At 59.0% G+C, this 17484-nt stretch carries 14 protein-coding genes and 5 tRNA genes; 9 read left to right on the forward strand and 10 right to left on the reverse strand.

Annotated features, from left to right (window positions below; all coding sequences use genetic code 11):
* The first annotated feature begins 69 nt into the window (after nucleotides 1-69).
* Nucleotides 70-195, forward strand: coding sequence for a hypothetical protein (locus tag FHX06_RS36010; RefSeq protein ID WP_281413368.1), 126 nt, complete (start codon nucleotides 70-72; stop codon nucleotides 193-195).
* 879 nt (nucleotides 196-1074) lie between these two features.
* On the opposite strand, the gene FHX06_RS09995 is transcribed toward FHX06_RS36010, so the two are convergent.
* The 5 genes from FHX06_RS09995 to FHX06_RS10015 form a co-directional block, all read right to left on the reverse strand.
* Nucleotides 1075-1151 (reverse strand) — tRNA-Arg (locus FHX06_RS09995).
* Between the two features lie 54 nt (nucleotides 1152-1205).
* Nucleotides 1206-1511: an ETC complex I subunit gene (locus tag FHX06_RS10000; protein WP_112545719.1), complete on the reverse strand. Its 306-nt coding sequence runs from the start codon at nucleotides 1509-1511 to the stop codon at nucleotides 1206-1208.
* 632 nt (nucleotides 1512-2143) lie between these two features.
* A tRNA-Pro gene (locus tag FHX06_RS10005) sits at nucleotides 2144-2220 on the reverse strand.
* 83 nt (nucleotides 2221-2303) lie between these two features.
* On the reverse strand, nucleotides 2304-2792 hold the full coding sequence (locus FHX06_RS10010; protein ID WP_113212670.1) for a DUF192 domain-containing protein: 489 nt from the start codon (nucleotides 2790-2792) through the stop codon (nucleotides 2304-2306).
* Nucleotides 2792-3370, reverse strand: a complete 579-nt coding sequence (locus FHX06_RS10015) for a cold-shock protein (RefSeq protein WP_112545721.1) — start codon at nucleotides 3368-3370, stop codon at nucleotides 2792-2794. The genes FHX06_RS10010 and FHX06_RS10015 overlap by 1 nt, the downstream gene beginning before the upstream one ends.
* A gap of 194 nt (nucleotides 3371-3564) precedes the next feature.
* Between FHX06_RS10015 and gloA the strand changes: the two genes are divergently transcribed.
* The 6 genes from gloA to FHX06_RS10045 all read left to right on the forward strand — a co-directional run bounded on the left by gloA (nucleotide 3565) and on the right by FHX06_RS10045 (nucleotide 7510).
* Nucleotides 3565-4005 carry a lactoylglutathione lyase gene (gloA, locus tag FHX06_RS10020; RefSeq protein ID WP_112545722.1) on the forward strand — a complete coding sequence of 147 codons (441 nt, stop codon included), beginning with the start codon at nucleotides 3565-3567 and terminating at the stop codon, nucleotides 4003-4005.
* Between the two features lie 101 nt (nucleotides 4006-4106).
* Nucleotides 4107-5204, forward strand: coding sequence for a YcbK family protein (locus FHX06_RS10025; RefSeq protein ID WP_113212671.1), 1098 nt, complete (start codon nucleotides 4107-4109; stop codon nucleotides 5202-5204).
* Between the two features lie 194 nt (nucleotides 5205-5398).
* Nucleotides 5399-5473, forward strand: a tRNA-Glu gene (locus FHX06_RS10030).
* 74 nt (nucleotides 5474-5547) lie between these two features.
* A tRNA-Glu gene (locus FHX06_RS10035) sits at nucleotides 5548-5622 on the forward strand.
* Nucleotides 5623-5961: 339 nt separating this feature from the next.
* Nucleotides 5962-6036, forward strand: a tRNA-Glu gene (locus FHX06_RS10040).
* Between the two features lie 304 nt (nucleotides 6037-6340).
* Nucleotides 6341-7510 carry a TMEM43 family protein gene (locus FHX06_RS10045; RefSeq protein WP_113212732.1) on the forward strand — a complete coding sequence of 390 codons (1170 nt, stop codon included), beginning with the start codon at nucleotides 6341-6343 and terminating at the stop codon, nucleotides 7508-7510.
* A 15-nt stretch (nucleotides 7511-7525) separates the two neighbouring features.
* Here the strand turns inward: FHX06_RS10045 and recJ are convergent, their stop codons facing one another.
* The 4 genes from recJ to FHX06_RS10065 all read right to left on the reverse strand — a co-directional run bounded on the left by recJ (nucleotide 7526) and on the right by FHX06_RS10065 (nucleotide 13017).
* On the reverse strand, nucleotides 7526-9328 hold the full coding sequence (recJ, locus tag FHX06_RS10050) for a single-stranded-DNA-specific exonuclease RecJ (RefSeq protein WP_113212733.1): 1803 nt from the start codon (nucleotides 9326-9328) through the stop codon (nucleotides 7526-7528).
* A gap of 433 nt (nucleotides 9329-9761) precedes the next feature.
* Complete coding sequence (locus FHX06_RS10055) at nucleotides 9762-11087, reverse strand: homoserine dehydrogenase (RefSeq protein WP_112545725.1); 1326 nt, start codon at nucleotides 11085-11087, stop codon at nucleotides 9762-9764.
* Nucleotides 11088-11152: 65 nt separating this feature from the next.
* On the reverse strand, nucleotides 11153-12370 hold the full coding sequence (locus FHX06_RS10060; RefSeq protein WP_183879077.1) for an LL-diaminopimelate aminotransferase: 1218 nt from the start codon (nucleotides 12368-12370) through the stop codon (nucleotides 11153-11155).
* A 224-nt stretch (nucleotides 12371-12594) separates the two neighbouring features.
* On the reverse strand, nucleotides 12595-13017 hold the full coding sequence (locus tag FHX06_RS10065; RefSeq protein WP_112545727.1) for a hypothetical protein: 423 nt from the start codon (nucleotides 13015-13017) through the stop codon (nucleotides 12595-12597).
* 148 nt (nucleotides 13018-13165) lie between these two features.
* Between FHX06_RS10065 and phaC the strand changes: the two genes are divergently transcribed.
* Both phaC and FHX06_RS10075 read left to right on the forward strand, forming a co-directional pair.
* Complete coding sequence (gene phaC / locus FHX06_RS10070) at nucleotides 13166-14995, forward strand: class I poly(R)-hydroxyalkanoic acid synthase (RefSeq protein WP_113212672.1); 1830 nt, start codon at nucleotides 13166-13168, stop codon at nucleotides 14993-14995.
* A gap of 278 nt (nucleotides 14996-15273) precedes the next feature.
* A complete protein-coding gene (locus tag FHX06_RS10075) occupies nucleotides 15274-16620 on the forward strand; it encodes a tlde1 domain-containing protein (protein WP_183879079.1) in 1347 nt (448 codons plus the stop codon).
* On the opposite strand, the gene FHX06_RS10080 is transcribed toward FHX06_RS10075, so the two are convergent.
* Entirely contained in the window at nucleotides 16617-17468 is an 852-nt protein-coding gene (locus tag FHX06_RS10080; RefSeq protein ID WP_113147975.1) for a LysR substrate-binding domain-containing protein, read from the reverse strand. The genes FHX06_RS10075 and FHX06_RS10080 overlap by 4 nt on opposite strands.
* Nucleotides 17469-17484 lie beyond the last annotated feature (16 nt).

Consider the following 17484-nt stretch of genomic DNA (forward strand, 5'->3'; position numbering starts at 1 on the left):
ATCGCGCGGATTGCTGCTTATCCGCGCCATCGCCCGGAACCTTTTTCGTACCAAGCTTGTTGCTAGTGCATGATCAACACAGAGCAAAAAGCCAGCAAGGGCATGATCAAGTTCGTGCTGACGATTTTCGTCATCGCGATCATTGTCGCAGTGGCGTATCTGGTGCTTTTCACGCCGGGTCAGCCCGTTCCGTAGCACAGGGGTGGCCTAGAGTGGTGCAAAACGGCTCGAACAGGATTACGCCCCAGCCAGCCACACGACCGCATGACCTTCACATCTTGTATTGACTCACAACTTAGGCGACCTTCTCATAGCCTGATTTTTTCGCGGCTAACCCGGAGGTTGATTATGAGTATCAAGTCTCTTCTTGGATCTTCGCTTCTCTCATGTACGCTTGCTCTGGCTTCCTTTGTCTCACCGGTCGCGGTTCCCCGAGTAGCGAGCGCTCAGGTTATCGTCGGCTCCGGCACCAGCCTAAACCACGGACGAGGTATATCCTGCCCTCAGGGTGCGCGGCTGCTTCGTACGCGAGGCTTTCGCGGCGTCCGTCAGGTTAATTGCCGCGGCAGGTACTTTACCTATCGCGGAGTCCGCCGCGGGGTGAGCTACGAGATCAGCATACGTCAAAGAGATGGTCGTATCGTCGACCAGCGGCGCACGAGCCAACCGCGGTAACGCTTTCATGCCGGCCACCACCAATCGCGGCTACGACGAAGCCCGCCTCGGTACGTCTGCCTGTCATGGTCCTGCCTTCTGATCGGCTGAAAATTTTCGCGTGATGTGACCCAGGGCGCTCGGCATCCGCAGCAAGCAATGCAATTTTTGATTGCATTTCTGGGTGGAGGATTCGGGATGGGTGACAATTCGGCGGTGCCCCTGGCTTCAGGTGCAACGGCGCGCCGCGCTGGAAGAGCCTCTTCATCTCAGCGCGAGATGACGGTCTGTCATTTGTCTCCTGCCATGCCCTGAAGCCTTCGATGGCTCTGGCGTCGAGATTGCAAAAGCATTGCTTGCTGCTGCTGTTACCCCAAAGCGAACAGTCAAGGAAAGTGGTGTGCCAAGCCATTGAAAAGATGGCGACCCCTGCAGGACTCGAACCTGCGACCTGCTGCTTAGAAGGCAGCTGCTCTATCCAGTTGAGCTAAGGGGCCTCTGGATGCCGCCACGAACGGCACCAGCATTTCTGTGACCGAACCTCGGACGGATCAATGCGTCCAGGGCTGCGTGCGGGTATAGCGGAAATTATCCGGGTAAGCGACCACCTGGCGAACAGGATCCTTCGGCGGGATAACACGATATTCGACGCCGTTGCGCTTCGCGTAGGCTTCGGCGAGTTCCTGAGTTTCGAAGGTCAGCTTCACCTGCTGGCGCATGTCGCCTGAAGATGTGTAGCCCATGATCGGGTCGATCTTGCGCGGCTGCTCCTGATCGAATTCCAGCACCCAGAGGTGGGTCTTGGCCTTACCGGACTGCATTGCGGTCTTGGCCGGACGATAGATCTTAGCAGACATGACTGCGGCGCCTCCGATATGCGGGCATTTCCCGCCTTTCATAACTCGGCCAAGGGACAGGCCGCTTCCACACCGAAGATGGCAGGAAGAAGTGAATTTTGATTATCCGCGAATCCCCGTTTTTTCAAGGGAAAAGCGCCATTGCCACAGCACTGACTGAGCAACGAAACCGAATGTCTCGTGGCGCGTTTATTGGATAGAGCGCTTGAGCGCAGCCCTTGTTCGCAGCCGGGTGTGGATAAGCGAGCAATCTTGTCACACGATCCGCAATGTTTCGGATTGTTGCATGTTTTGATCGCTTTCTAATTGTTATGACCGGCGGAGGCGACTAGGGTGCCTACCAACCGTTGTGACACGGGTGCGAGCTATGAGAACCTCTGCAGAATTTCATGCCATCATGATCGGAGCTACCATCACTGCGTTTTTCTATGCAGTGATCAGCTATGCTCAGTATGTCGGCCTGCTTGCTCAGGGCTGAATAACGGCACGCCTGAATAGGCGTGCTTCGCGACCTCGATGACATCGTCACGATCTACCCAAGTGCGAACTCGCGAGCAAGATCGGGCCTGTCCCCATCAGGCATCGGTCAGATGCGAGACTGCCTCAAATTGCGGAAAATATTGGGAGAATAATGGTCGGAGTGGAGAGATTCGAACTCCCGACCCTCTGGTCCCAAACCAGATGCGCTACCAGACTGCGCTACACTCCGAGCCGTTGATGGCAGCGGGAATACACGCTTCCCCCTGCCCTAGCAACCCCATAAATCCACCGGACCCGGCAGATTTCACAGGCTTACTTCGCCTTTTTCGTTATCGTGGCGCTGACGAGGCGATCGCCGGGGCGGATATTGAGCTTGCGGGCGACGCCGGCATTCACCTCGACCACATAGCGCACCTCCCCCATCGAATCGATGATGTCGCGGGAATAGGGCGTGGCGTCTTCCTTGATATGGGTGATCACGCCCCTGTCGTCTGCAAAGAGCATGTCGAGCGGCAGGACGGTATTTTCCATCCACATGGTCACGCGCCGCGATACGCCGAAATCGAAGATCATGCCGGCGTTTTCCGCCATCGACTTGCGGAACATCAGGCCGTAGGCGCGCTGGTCGCCGGTGGCGGCGATCTCCACGGTGAAGTGCAGCATCTTGCCGGCGGCCGTCTGGATGATCAGCGGTTCTTTGTCGAAGCGCATGTCCTGCTGCGCGAATGCCGGCAGGGCGGCGATGAAAAAAAGCGCCATGAAGGCGCTTCTCATCATCTCAACAGAAAACAGGCTGCGCATCAGTGAGACCGGCCAACCGGGCTCGGAACGTCAGGATGGATCTCGGCGGCCATCAGGCCCTTCTCGCCGTCGCCGAAACGCACGAGCACCACCTGGCCGGGGCGCAGTTCGGTCAGGCCGAAGCGGCGCAGCGTTTCCATATGCACGAAGATGTCTTCCGTACCCTCGCCGCGGGTCAGGAAACCGAAGCCCTTGGTGCGGTTGAACCACTTCACCAGAGCGCGCTCGAGGCCGCTCGTTGCCGTGACCTGCACGTGGGTGCGAACCGGCGGCAGCTGCGACGGATGGACCGCAGTCGACTGATCCATGGAAAGGATCTTGAAAGCCTGGTAGCCACGTTCGCGACGCTGGATGAGCGCGACGATGCGGGTGCCCTCAAGGATGGTCTGGTAGCCATCGCGGCGCAGGCAGGTCACGTGCAGCAGTACATCCTGCATGCCATTGTCTGGTACGATGAAGCCAAAGCCCTTGGCCACGTCGAACCATTTCACCACGCCGGTGATTTCAACGAGGTCAACCGGTTCCGCCGACAACTCTTCAATGTCGGTGAAGCCATTCGATGAAATCCTGTCAGCCATGTCGCCAGCCCCTCAATACGCGTCACACTGTTACGGTTAACTGATTCTTGAAATCAAGATTAACATCTTGGTAACGGATAAGCGCAAGTCCTAGTTTTCGGTTATTCCCAACTGTACATTTTATCGAGATGACTTGCCCGAAGCTGGTGTCTGTTACTCCAGATGGGCTAGCCTAAATAGAGAGAGGAAACACAATGCGTTATCTCCACACCATGGTTCGCGTCAAAGACCTCGACGCTTCCCTCCATTTTTACACTACACTCTTCGGACTCGAGGAAATCCGCCGCCATGAGAACGAGAAGGGCCGCTTCACGCTCGTTTTCCTGGCCGCTCGCGATGATCTCGACCGCGCCCGCAGCGAGAAAGCCCCCTGTCTGGAGCTCACTTATAACTGGGACACGGAAGATTATACCGGAGGACGCAATTTCGGTCACCTCGCCTATGAGGTGGATGACATCTACGCGATCTGCCAGAAGTTGATGGATAATGGTATTACGATTAACCGCCCCCCGCGCGACGGCAACATGGCCTTCGTACGCTCGCCCGACGGCATCTCGATAGAGATCCTGCAGAAGGGCGAAAAACTGGCCCCGGCCGAACCCTGGCTGTCCATGGGCAATACCGGCGCCTGGTAAGCCGAGCCAAGCTGCGGGCAAGCTTCACAAGGCACTCTCCGGCCCAATCGTAACGGAAGCGCGCTTTCGAGCGCCTTCCGCATTCACCGGAGATTTCTCGGTTGACCAGAAACAACAAGATTGCCCCTCCGAGCCGGCAGGCTATCGGAGCTTTGTTGATCGCCGGCTCCATCCTGGCGCTTTCCGGATGCGTCTCCGACAAGAAGGCGCTTGATTCGGCCGCCGTCGCCACACCGGCTGCGGAGGGACAGCCGGCACCACGGCTTGCAGCGGCAATGCCTGCCGCATCGTCCCCCGCGCCGAAACAGCTCTATCGCGATCCGATGCTGACCAATGTTTCCGGCGTCAATCCGCAGGCAGCAGTGCAGGATCCGAATGCGGCAACGGCTGCGGCACCCGTCGATCCGTCAATGCAACAGCAGCAGCAACCGGCCAATATCGGTGGTCTGGTCATGCAGTCGACGCGAATCAACGCGCAGGCAATGAGCATCTTCTCCGATCGCCAGCAGCCGCCGCAGAACAATTCGACCTCGACGATCATCCAGCCGCAGGGTGGGAACGCCTATGCGCCACTGAACGCCGGCCCAAGATCAAGCGTGTTCAGCGCGCCGCCCGAGCCGCAACAGGGCGAGATGCTGCCACAGCAATCATCGCAGAATACCAGCACGAAGATCGCGCCCGTGCAGACCGCCTCGCTTGCCGGCGGAAACATTCCGGGATCGACCATGAATGCGCTCTACAGCGCGCCGAAGCAGAACCTGCTCAGCAGCCTTTCCGGGCTTTTGCAGAAGGCATCGCTGCCCGGGATGACGCGCGTCGCGCCAAACGGCCTGCATGTGCAGAACGACAGCGTCCAGGTCGGCTGTTTCAAGCCTGATCTCATGCGGGTCATCAAGACAGTCGAGACCCACTTCGGCAAGCCAGTCGTTGTCACATCGGGTTACCGCGACCCGAAGCATAACCGTGAAGTCGGGGGCGCCGAAGAATCGATGCACAAGAGCTGCGAAGCTGCCGACATCCAGATCGACGGCATCAGCAAATGGGATATCGCCCAATATATCCGGTCGCTCCCGAACCGCGGCGGCGTCGGCACCTATTGCCATACGGATTCGGTCCACCTGGACACGGGCAATGCCCGCGACTGGAACTGGGGTTGCGGCCGCAAGAGCGCGCCGATCGCTTCTGCAAGAGCGATCTGACCTTCGATCTCTGAAAGCCTGACGTTGAGTGAAGCGGCCGGAACCCGATTCCGGCTCCCGCTGCAGCTCTTTGATTCGGCTGCAATAATCTACATTTTCCACATGCGGATACGGCCTGTCATTTTTTTGAAAAATTTCGAATTTGCCGCTTGCGGGATCGAAAGTGCCTGACTATAAGGGCGCCACCACAGCACGCGCCCTTCGTCTATCGGTTAGGACGACAGATTTTCATTCTGTAAAGAGGGGTTCGACTCCCCTAGGGCGTGCCACTTCTTCTTCCAATCCGATGTCCTATCTACCGCTTGTGGAAAGCCTTGCGCCTTCCTATTTGAGCTGAGTGCCTGCGCCCTTCGTCTATCGGTTAGGACGACAGATTCTCATTCTGTAAAGAGGGGTTCGACTCCCCTAGGGCGTACCAGAAATTCTGAGAATCCCGCGGCTGCTATCGAGCAGACCAGATGAGTCAAAGCTCTCGAGCGCCTGGTGCTTCGTCTTACACGTTCCCAATTCCAGCAGCGGCCCGAAATTCGGAATCGATTCTCGGAAGGCCTGGTGGGCGGATCGAATAGATGGAGTGTCCTGCAGGCGGGCGTAAGGCGACCGGGCATTTCCAGCGCCTCCGCACGGGACTGCAGGGCCGTGTGGTTCCCACTTTTCCACAAGCCCGGAAAAAATCTGCATAATCCGGTAAAAAATTCTCATTTTGCCGCTTGCGGCGCAGAAAGGTGCTGACTATAAGGGCGCCACCACAGAGCACGCGCCCTTCGTCTATCGGTTAGGACGACAGATTTTCATTCTGTAAAGAGGGGTTCGACTCCCCTAGGGCGTGCCACTGTCTCCTTGTTATTTCCCCGTATTTTCATAGTGTTGCCTTTGCGGGCGCAGCTACGCCTATCAAGCGAATTGATGAGGCAAATGGGGTGACATTACCCCCATCCGGCATTGCTTTCTGTGACGCAAAGTTCGGTTTCTGGCTCCTCTCGGCCATCTTGCCGAAAGGTCATTGTTTTCAATGGCATGACCAGCCAAGAATCATTTTCGGCATTTACCGGGGATTAGCCGTCGTCGCTTAATTTACTGAAATATTTTTGCAGACCGCCAATCCAGCGGGCTCTCGGCGACAGGTGATTTCGGACATGAGCTATACGGACACGACCTATACTTCGTGGTTTGCGCGCATCAAAAACGCGCTGACCGGTGCACTGGTCGGCCTTGTGCTGCTTATCGGATGTATCTGGCTCATGATCTGGAACGAAGGGCGTGCGATCCAGACCTATCGCGCCCTTTCCGAAGGTGCGTCACAGGTGATTTCGGTCGATGGTATGGCTGTCGATCCGGCCAATGAAGGCAAGCTGGTCCATATCAGCGGATCGGTGAAATCCGATCAGCGCCCGCAGGATAGTCAATTCGGTATCACCGCCGATGGCGCTGTGGGTCTCTCCCGCGAAGTCGAGATGTATCAGTGGGCGGAAAAGAGCGAGAGCCAGCCCAAAAAGACACTGGGCGGCGGCGAGGAGACGACGACCACCTATTCCTACACCAGGGAATGGAGCCCGGATGTGGTCGATTCGAGGCGCTTCAAGCAGCCGGATGATCATCAAAATCCAACCAGTATGCCTGACGGCGCTACCTTCACCGCAAAAACGGCTCATGTCGGCGTCTTCTCCGTGCCTGTCAAGGACATGGCAGGCATCGGCTACTCTTCACGCCTCGCGCTCGCTGACAGCGACGTTCAGCGCATAGGAGCAGAGATCGGCGCTGGCCGGTCGGCCAAGCGAAATGCAGAGGGTGCCTATATCGGCCTGAACGAAAACCTGCCTGCCATCGGCGACCTCAGGATCAGCTATCATCGGATCGACGTGGAAACGGCAAGCGTTCTCGGCAAGCAGAATCACAGCGCACTCGTTCCCTACGAAACGACGAACCACCGCGATATCTTCCTGACCGCTGCCGGCAATGTGGATGCCAGCCGGATGTTCCAATCGGCCGAGAGTGAAAACAATATCATCACCTGGCTTGTGCGCGTCGCCGGCCTCATCGGCTTGTTCATCAGCTTCAAGCTGATGTTTGGGCTCCTGCCCATTCTTGGCGACCTGATTCCATTTATTGGCACAGTCATTGGCTTGGGTACGAGCATCGCGGCCTTCGTGCTGACACTGCTGATCGGCCCTGTTGTCATCGCCATTGCCTGGTTCGCCTACAGGCCGATGCTTGCCATCGGCATCATCGCGGGCGGTATATTGCTTGCCCTGGCCGTAAGCCGCCTTCGCAGAAAGGCGCCGTTGTCTCAGCCGCAGCCGACCTGATGGCCCTTGGGGCGGTCACTTGGCCGGCGCGCCATCGCTGATGCGCAGCTGGATCCTGCGCGAGCCCTGATAATGTTCGGCACCGAGAGAGCCTGCGACATGCAGGTTAGCGCCGCGTGAGTTGAGGAGCAGGTTGCCGAGCGGAGTCTCCGCGGCCCTGAAGGCGATGCCGTCAAGGCGCGCGCCATCCATGGCTTCCAATGTCACTTTCACGTGCCGCTCGCCGACCAGACGGGAATCACGCACACGATGCGCCGGCACGGCAAAGACCGGCTGGGAATGTCCCGAGCCATAGGGGCCTGCGGTTTCCAGACGATCGATGAGCTCAATGGTCGCGCCGCTTGCAGCGATGGCACCATCGATCTTCAGCGTTTCGTTGGCGACAAGGGCCGAGACCGTCTTCTGTGCCTTCTCGGTGAAGAAGGCGCGCAAGAGACCGAGCTTGCTACGCTCGACAGTCAGACCTGCCGCCATCGCGTGACCGCCGCCCTTGACGAGCAGTCCCTCATCGACCGCGGCGCGCACCATCCTGCCCATGTCGAAGCCATTAATCGAGCGGCCCGAGCCGGTACCCCTGCCGGATGGATCGAAGGCGATGGCGAAGGCAGGTCGCTTGAACCTTTCCTTCAGGCGCGCGGCAATAAGGCCGACAATACCGGGATGCCATTTCTCATGGGCGGTAACGATGACGGAAGCGCCCTCGCCGTCTCCGTATTCGGCAAGTGATTCGGCTTCGGCCTCCTGCAGCATGATGGCTTCCATGGCCTGACGCTCGCGGTTGAGCTCATCCAGCCGCTGGGCGATAGCTTCGGCCTCTACGGCATCATCCAGCGTCAGCAGACGGCTTCCAAGCGCTGCATCGCCGATTCGCCCGCCGGCATTGATGCGCGGGCCGATCAGGAAGCCGAAATGATAGGGCGTAACCGGGCCAGCAAGGCCCGCCTTGCGGAATAGCGCGGCGAGGCCCGCATTGCTCTGGTGGCGCGCGGCGACCAATCCCTTGACCACATAGGCACGGTTGAGGCCCTTGAGGGGCACGACATCGCAGACGGTCGCAAGTGCCACGATATCCAGCCACTGCAGGAGATCTATCGCGAGGATGCGCTTGTCTCCCGCCTCACGCAGCAGCCGCAGCGTTGCGACAAGCACCATGAAGACGACGCCGGCCGCGCAAAGATGCCCCAGCCCGGAAAGATCGTCTTCGCGGTTTGGATTGACGAGGGAATGGCAAGGCGGCAGCTCATGTGTCACCTGATGGTGATCGACGACGACGACATCGATGTTGCGGTCCGCGGCAGCAGCCAGCGCCTCATGGCTAGTGGAGCCGCAATCGACCGTGACGATCAGGCTAGCGCCATTGTCGATCAGCTGATTGATGGCTGTTGGATTGGGGCCGTAACCTTCGAAGATGCGATCGGGAATGTAGATATGCGCCTTGACGCCGAAATGGGTCAGGAAACGATACATGAGTGCGGAGGATGCCGCGCCATCGACATCATAGTCGCCGAAGATCGCGACCGGCTCGCCATCACGGATCGCAGCCGCAATACGCTTGGCCGCCCTCTCGCAATCCGTCAGCTTGTAGGGATCGGGCATGAGGCTGCGGATCGTCGGATCCAGAAATTCGACGGCCTCGTCGACGGTCACACCGCGTCCGGCAAGGACGCGTGCGATCAGATCCGGTAAACCATGCATCTGCGACATGGCGAGCGCGCGGTTCTGCCCGGCCTGATCAAGGCGCGAAACCCAGCGATTGTCGAGAACCGATTTTTCGACGCCTAGGAAGGCGCGCGGTACCGGATCGACCTGATCTGCCATGCCAAACTCCGCTTTCATCATCTGCCCTTTTTACAGATGCGGGACGGATAGCAAAGCGGTTGATTTCAGGCCCTGTGGATTACCGGAAAATTGTCCAGATAACCAATCCGATAACAAACAGCTGGACGAAAACGATCGACAGCAGAATCAGCAGCGTGGCCCAATTTCGTCCCTGAGGCGGCTCGCATTCAAGGGCGGCTCCAAGCGCTGTCGGATCAAATTTCGGTGAACCCGCCCGAGGACTCTCGGGCTCGATGCGTATGTCATGCGTCTGCTTGATCTTCCTCACCCGCGACTCCAACGGCTCCCGGGATGATTATATCTATATCCGCATATCTGTTAATATAAATTTTTGTGAAGTACTTTGATTAATAACAGAAAACCCGTCCGAGTGATCCCGGACGGGCTGATCTGCTCCAATCTGGAATAAATGTCAGGATTCTTCCTTAGGACGCTCGATGCGGATCACCTGCGGCTCCCCGACGAGGTAGCCCTCTTCCTTGATCGCAGCAACTGCCTTGCGCACTGAGTCTTCCATCGTCGCGTGGGTGACGAGGATGATCGTCTGGTGGTGCGAAGGCGCCAGATGCTGCTTGGAACGCTGGACGATCGATTCCAAAGAAATCTGGTTTTCCGCCATGCGCGTGGCGACGCTGGCAAAAACGCCGGTGCGGTCGAGAACGGTCAGGCGGATGAAATAGCCGCCCTCATGGCTCTGGATCTGCGCCTTGCGGTAGGTCTCAAGCGACTTGGCGGGATGGCCGAGAACGGGAACGCGCTGTGCGCCCGGCTGGCTCTTGGCGATGTCGGCGATATCGCCAAGCACCGAGGACGCCGTGGCATTGCCGCCGGCACCCGGGCCGACCATCAGCAGCTCACCGAGGATATCGGATTCGATCGCGACGGCGTTTGTGACACCATCGACCTGAGCGATGACGGAATCGACGGGCACCATGGTCGGATGCACGCGCTGTTCGATGCCGGTCTCCGTACGCTGAGCGACGCCGAGCAGCTTGATGCGGTAGCCGAGGTCGGCGGCGGCACGGATATCCTCGATCGAGATATTGGTGATGCCTTCGAGATAGATATCATCGGCCGCGATCCTGTTGCCGAAGGCGAGCGTGGTCAGGATCGAGAGCTTATGGGCGGTGTCGTTGCCTTCGATGTCGAAGGCCGGATCGGCTTCGGCATAACCGAGGCGCTGGGCTTCCTTCAGGCAATCGGCAAAGGACAGGCCTTCCTTCTCCATCTTGGTGAGGATGTAGTTGCAGGTGCCGTTCATGATGCCATAGACGCGCGAGATCGTGTTGCCCGTCAGCGATTCACGCAGCGCCTTGATGACCGGGATGCCACCCGCAACGGCTGCTTCGAAATTCAGGAGCGAGCCCTTTTCCTCGGCAATCGTTGCAAGCTCGACGCCGTGATAGGCAAGCAGCGCCTTGTTGGCAGTCACCACATGGAGACCACGGGAGAGAGCGGCGCGAACAGCGACGTTGGCCGCGCCTTCAGCGCCGCCGATCAGTTCAACGAAAACGTCGATATCGGCCTTCTCGGCAAGATCTTCAGGACGGTCGAACCAGGTGATGCCGGTCAGATCGATCCCACGGTCCTTCGAACGGTCACGAGCCGAAACTGCCGTAATCGTAATCGGGCGGCCGCAGGTGACTGCAAGTTCATTGCTCTTCTGCTTGATGATGCGAACAAGCGAGGCACCAACGGTACCCAAGCCCGCAATGCCGATTTTGAGGGCGTCTGCCATGGATCGATCCTGAAATGTCTGGTGAGAGACAGCCGCAAATATGCGGCTGTCTTTCTAGGTTGCAATTAACGGTGGGCGTTGAGCGAGATGACGTTGTGCATCGTCTCGTCTGCCGTCGACATGAACTTCTTGATGTTGCGTGCAGCCTGGCGGATGCGGTGTTCGTTCTCGACGAGTGCCAGACGAACGTAATCATCGCCCTGCTCGCCGAAGCCGATGCCCGGGGCAACGGCAACGTCAGCCATCTCGACCAGAAGCTTGGAAAACTCCAGCGATCCGAGATGACGGAACTTTTCCGGGATCTTCGCCCAGGCAAACATGGTAGCGGCCGGTGGAGGCACGTCGAATCCCGCCTTGCCGAAGCTTTCGACCATGACGTCGCGGCGGCGCTTGTAGACATTGCGGACTTCCGCAATGTCGGAGCCATCGCCGTTCAGGGCATGGGTTGCGGCAACCTGGATCGGCGTAAAGGCGCCATAATCGAGGTAGGACTTCACACGCGTCAGTGCTGCGATCAGTCGCTCGTTGCCGACCGCAAAGCCCATGCGCCAGCCGGGCATGGAGAAGGTCTTGGACATGGAGGTGAACTCAACGGTCACATCCATTGCCCCCGGAACCTGCAGGACCGACGGTGGCGGCTCGCCATCGAAATAGATTTCCGAATAGGCAAGATCCGACAGCACGATGATGTCGTGCTTCTTTGCGAAGGCAATGACGTCCTTGTAGAAGTCGAGAGTCGCCACGAGAGCCGTCGGGTTCGACGGATAGTTCAGGATCAGCGCCAGCGGCTTCGGGATCGAATGGCGCACGGCGCGCTCGAGCGGCGGAAAGAAGCTTTCGTCCGGCTCGACCGACATGGAACGGATCACGCCGCCGGCCATCAGGAAGCCGAAAGCATGGATTGGATAGGTCGGGTTCGGGCAGAGGATGACGTCACCCGGCGCGGTGATCGCCTGCGCCATGTTGGCAAAGCCTTCCTTGGAGCCGAGGGTCGCGACCACCTGCGTGTCGGGATTCAGCTTCACGCCGAATCGGCGCGCATAGTATGCAGCCTGGGCGCGGCGCAGACCGGGAATGCCCTTGGAGGACGAATAACGGTGGGTGCGCGGGTCCTGGACGACCTCGCAGAGCTTGTCGACGATCGCCTGAGGGGTCGGAAGGTCGGGGTTTCCCATGCCGAGATCGATGATATCGGCCCCGCCCGCTCGCGCGCTCGCTTTCAAACGGTTGACCTGTTCGAAAACGTAAGGCGGCAAACGCCGGACTTTGTGAAACTCTTCCATCTCTTTCCCCATGGAAATGCGGCCAACGTGACCGCTGTCGAAGCTCGTTCCGTCTCCCGGCAGCTGCGATACGAGCTTCAGACTCGCAGCGCCGTATTCCTCTTCAACTTAACTGCGCGGCAAATCTTTGACGGAGAGGCCGCGCACGAAGCGCATTATCGGGAAAATTGTGTCTTCCGATCCATCCGGAAGGCTTTGCGTCCAAATCGCCTGAAAGGCAAGGCTTATTTGGTGATTTCGGAGAGCGTTTCGGCCCCGTGGTCGGCGGCCAGCTTCCGCATCTCGGCAACGCGGCGCTGATACTCCGCCTCCGAGATTGTGCCTGCCTGGCGCTTGGCACCAAGGGCGCTCAGCTGATGCTGCAACTCGGCCGCCTGTTCGTCGTTCATCTGAACGTTGGCGGCCGTCAGCGGCGCACCGAACGACGGGTAGCCGTCGGGGCTCTTGGTCAGGCCACCTTCAACGGGTTCGCCCTTGGAAGCGGGCATCACGACTGCAGTCGGTGCTGCCATGCGCTGGGCGAAGGCCTTTTTCTCCTCGGCGGTCTTGTTGCATCCGGCAAGCGCAAAGGCCATGGCCGCGGCCGCGGCGCAGATTGCTGCGGTGCGGGTGAAGGTCACGAAATGCCCAATGCCTGTCGTCGTCATGCCTGATGATCCAATCCTGCCTGCTTCGACTGTTAAATTCGTCGCAGCGACAAAGCAATAGCATGAGAGCGGGCGGGCGGAACTTGTTTTCTTCAACGCAGCAGATGTACAACGGACAAACAATGGATGCTGCCGCCGGAGGAAGTGCGTGACCGACAGCAAGCGGGAGAATGGTGCCAAGCTGGATTTCGACGCCAAGGATCTCGATCCCTATATGCTGAAGGATCCCGAGGCCATGGCGCTCAATTTCGCCCGTGCGCTCGAAAACCTCGGCAAGGCAGCTTCGGCATGGCTCGGCCCACGCAAGCGCGGCGAAATCACCGACACGGCCGTAGAACCCGTCACCGATATGGTGAAAACGCTCTCCAGGGTGACGGAATACTGGATCGCCGATCCACGCCGCACTTTCGAGGCGCAGACACAGCTGATGACCTCCTTCTTCGGCATCTGGATGCGCTCGATGCAGCGCATGCAGGGCGAGACGGTCAAACAGGAGGTCGAGCGCAAGGACAAACGCTTCGCCGACGAGGACTGGCAGAAGAACCCCTTCTTCGAATTCTTGAAACAGGTCTATTTCGTCACTGCCGACTGGGCCGAAAAGCTGGTTGCCGAGACCGAGGGGCTCGACGAGCACACCAAGCACAAGGCCGGCTTCTACGTGAAGCAGATTACTGCGGCGCTCTCTCCCACAAATTTCGTGGTCACCAATCCCCAGGTCTATCGCGAGACGATAGCGACCAGCGGTGAAAACCTCGTCCGCGGCATGAAGATGCTGACCGAGGATATTATCGCCGGTCGCGGCGAGCTGCGGCTGCGCCAGACCGACATGACCAAATTTGCCGTTGGCCGCGATATGGCGCTGACGCCGGGCAAGGTGATCGCCCAGAACGAGATCTGCCAGATCATCCAGTACGAGCCATCGACGGAGACCGTGCTGAAGCGGCCGCTGCTGATTTGCCCGCCATGGATCAACAAGTTCTATATTCTCGACCTCAACCCGCAGAAATCCTTCATCAAATGGTGCGTGGACCAGGGACATACGGTTTTCGTGATCTCGTGGGTCAATCCGGATAGCCGCCATGCACTGAAGGATTGGACCGCCTATGCCCGGGAGGGGGTCGATTTCGCGCTGGAAACGATCGAAAAGGCGACCGGCGAAAAGGAAGTCAATGCCATCGGCTATTGCGTCGGGGGCACGCTGCTTGCCGCAACCCTTGCCCTGCACGCCAGGGAGAAGAACAAGCGCATCAAGAGCGCAACGCTCTTCACCACCCAGGTCGATTTCACCCATGCCGGCGACCTGAAGGTTTTCGTCGACGAGGAGCAACTTCAGGCGCTGGAAGCGCACATGCAGGAGCTCGGCTATCTCGATGGTTCGCGCATGTCGACCGCCTTCAACATGCTCAGGGCAGGCGAGCTCATCTGGCCCTATTTCGTCAACAACTACCTGAAGGGCCAGGAGCCCCTGCCCTTCGACCTCTTGTTCTGGAATGCCGATTCGACTCGCATGGCGGCGGCGAACCATGCCTTCTACCTGCGCAACTGCTATCTCCGGAATGCGCTGACCAAGGACGAGATGATCCTCGACGGCAAGACCTTATCGCTGAAGGACGTCAAAATCCCGATCTATAATCTTGCGACGCGTGAGGATCATATCGCGCCGGCAAAGTCTGTCTTCGTCGGCAGCCAGTACTTCGGCGGCAAGGTGCAGTTCGTCGTTGCAGGCTCCGGCCATATTGCCGGCGTCGTCAATCCGCCAGACAAGCACAAGTATCAGTTCTGGACCGGCGGCCCGGCCAAAGGCGATTATGACGCATGGCTCACCAAGGCGAAGGAGACGGCAGGCTCCTGGTGGCCGCACTGGCACGGATGGATCGAATCGCAAGCCGGCGAGCATGTGGCTTCCCGCAAGGTCGGAGGAGCAGCGCTCAATGCGATCGAGGAAGCTCCCGGAAGCTATGTGATGGCGCGCAGCTGAACGCGGAAAAATTTCCCGTCGCCGGCTTGCCTTCAGCGGGCTACGGCAAGTCTTTGAAAAATAGCTTCTTCTAAATTATTACGTCTGTTTTCGCGACAATTGAAGCAGAGAGCTTCACCTGTAAACCAATTGGAAACCATAGTTCGTCATCCTTAAGAAACGGTCGCATGTCGCGAACAGGCCCAAATTCGGCCTTTTTGGGCAGTTAGCGGCTCCGGCAAAAATCAGTAAGCCAGTGCTGCCGGCCTGCGTGGCGCGTTTTGGAAGACGAGTAGAGTATGGCGTTTGCGGTAGGGACGTTCAATAACGTCGCCCCTTTTAGCGGATCCCCTGTTCGTTCAGGCAGATCTCGCGGTTTTCTAACCGGCATCGCAATCGCCGGATTTTTGACCTCCACGTGGCTTATCGGCACTGTCGCGACGATGCAATCGGTGTCGATGCCGTTCTCCACACAAAAGGAGATTTCCCCGGTTGCCGCTGCGTCAAGGGCGACACGGGTTGCCGTTACGCATGAGCGTCTCATCCATGTGAACAAGGCTTCACGGCTTGCGGCATTCGACGCAAAGCCGGTGGTGCCTTTGACGGCACAGTTGATCCAATCGCATGCGCAAAGCACATCGGCTGCCTCGAATGCAAAGCTCGCGCTGGCCAAGACCAATGGCGTTGCCGTTGCCGTCGTGGAACTTCAGCCGGTAGCCGCCTCCGGGAATTCGCGCTTCAGCAAGGACGATACAATCAAGACGCCCGATGCGACCGTGGAAACCGCTTCATTGGCGGCCAGTGAAGATGACGCCGACCGGATCATCATTCCGTCGAAGGAAGCCGTGGCTGCGGCCGAAATGCCCGCCATGGTCGCCCTTGCCGACGCGGGTCCGCGTGTCATGCCTATTCCGGTTGATCCGCAGCAGCTTAACCGCGCAGTTGCTCCTGCCGCCGACAAGCCGGCGCAGATCGAAGTTGCCGAAGCGGACGACGGTGCACCGCCTTTCGATCTGGTTCTTGCCCCCGATGAGGATTCTGTCCCGCTGCCGATGGCGCGGCCCGACGGCCTTGTCGGCAAGCCGGCTCCTGCTTCCAAGGGTTCTCAGCGCTCTGCCGAGCCCGTGCTTGCCTATGCCAAACCGAACTCACCAATCGAAGATGACGATGACGATGCGGTGCCGCGCTATGACAAGCCGGTCTTTACGCCGCGCGTGCGTGCCGGTGTCGCGATCTACGACATCGAAAACGCGACTGTCTACCTTCCGAACGGCGAGCGGCTGGAGGCCCATTCCGGTCTGGGCAAGATGCGCGACAACCCGCGCTACACTAATCAGAAAATGCGCGGACCGACGCCACCACATACCTATAATCTGACGATGCGCGAATCCCTGTTCCACGGCGTGGCCGCCATTCGCCTGACGCCGGTGCAGGGTTCGGACGCGATCTTCAACCGCGTCGGCCTTCTGGCCCACACCTACATGCTCGGCAAGAACGGCGATTCCAACGGCTGCGTTTCCTTCAAGGATTACAAGCGTTTCCTGGCCGCCTACAGGCGCGGCGACATCCGGCAGCTCGTCGTCGTGCCACGGATGAACAACAAGCCGGCTTCGACACTCGCGTCGCTCTTCTCTTCGCGGACCTAAAGCTTAGCCGCGAGGAAATCCGCCAGGGAACGGCTCTCCGCAGACAGTCGGAGCCGTCCTTTGACCAGGGCGAGTTCGGACGCCGGCTGCGGATCGAAGCCATCCGCGGCTCCAAGCTCACGATGCTCCGGCAGGACCGCATCCGACGGCAGCAGGCTGATGCCGAGGCCGGAAGCCACAGCAGCCTGCACACCCATCAACCCCTGGCTCGTATAGGCGATACGCCAGCGCCGTCCGCTGCGCTCGATGAAACGGATTGCTCTTTCGCGGTAGATGCAGCCGACAGGAAAGACGGCAAGCGGTACCGTCTCGTCCCGCACCGGCCGATGCATGCTTTCAACCCAGACCAATTCCTCCGTCCAGCTTGCCAGCGCGCTACCATCGCCCGGTTCACGCTTGATGAGCGCAAGATCGATTTCACCTGCTTCCAGAAGACGGCGAAGCTCGACGCTCCAGCCGCTCACCGTATCGAGCCTTATATGCGGAGAAGCCGCTGAAAAGCCCGAGAGGAGATCAATGAGCCTGCGGCCGGCAAAATCTTCGGGAACGCCGAGCCTGACGGTCTTGGGTGCGGCGGGCTTGCGCATAAGCTCCATCGCCTCTTCGGCTGTCGCCAGCAGGCGTCGAGCATAACTCAAGAGAAGCTCCCCTTCTTCGGTCGTCTGAATTCCACCCGTCGACTTGTCGCGCAGAAGAAGGGTGTGGCCGATATTGGCCTCCAGCTTCCGGACCTGCTGGCTGACGGTAGACTGGGTGAGATGAATGCGCTCGGCCGCCCGTGTGAAACCACCGGCGTCGACGACAGCCGCAAAAGTTCGGAGAAGATCGAGATCGAAGGGGAAGCTCATTCGATTTTCCACTGCC

Source organism: Rhizobium sp. BK512, assembly GCF_014194915.1.
In the GTDB taxonomy this organism is placed as follows: domain Bacteria; phylum Pseudomonadota; class Alphaproteobacteria; order Rhizobiales; family Rhizobiaceae; genus Rhizobium.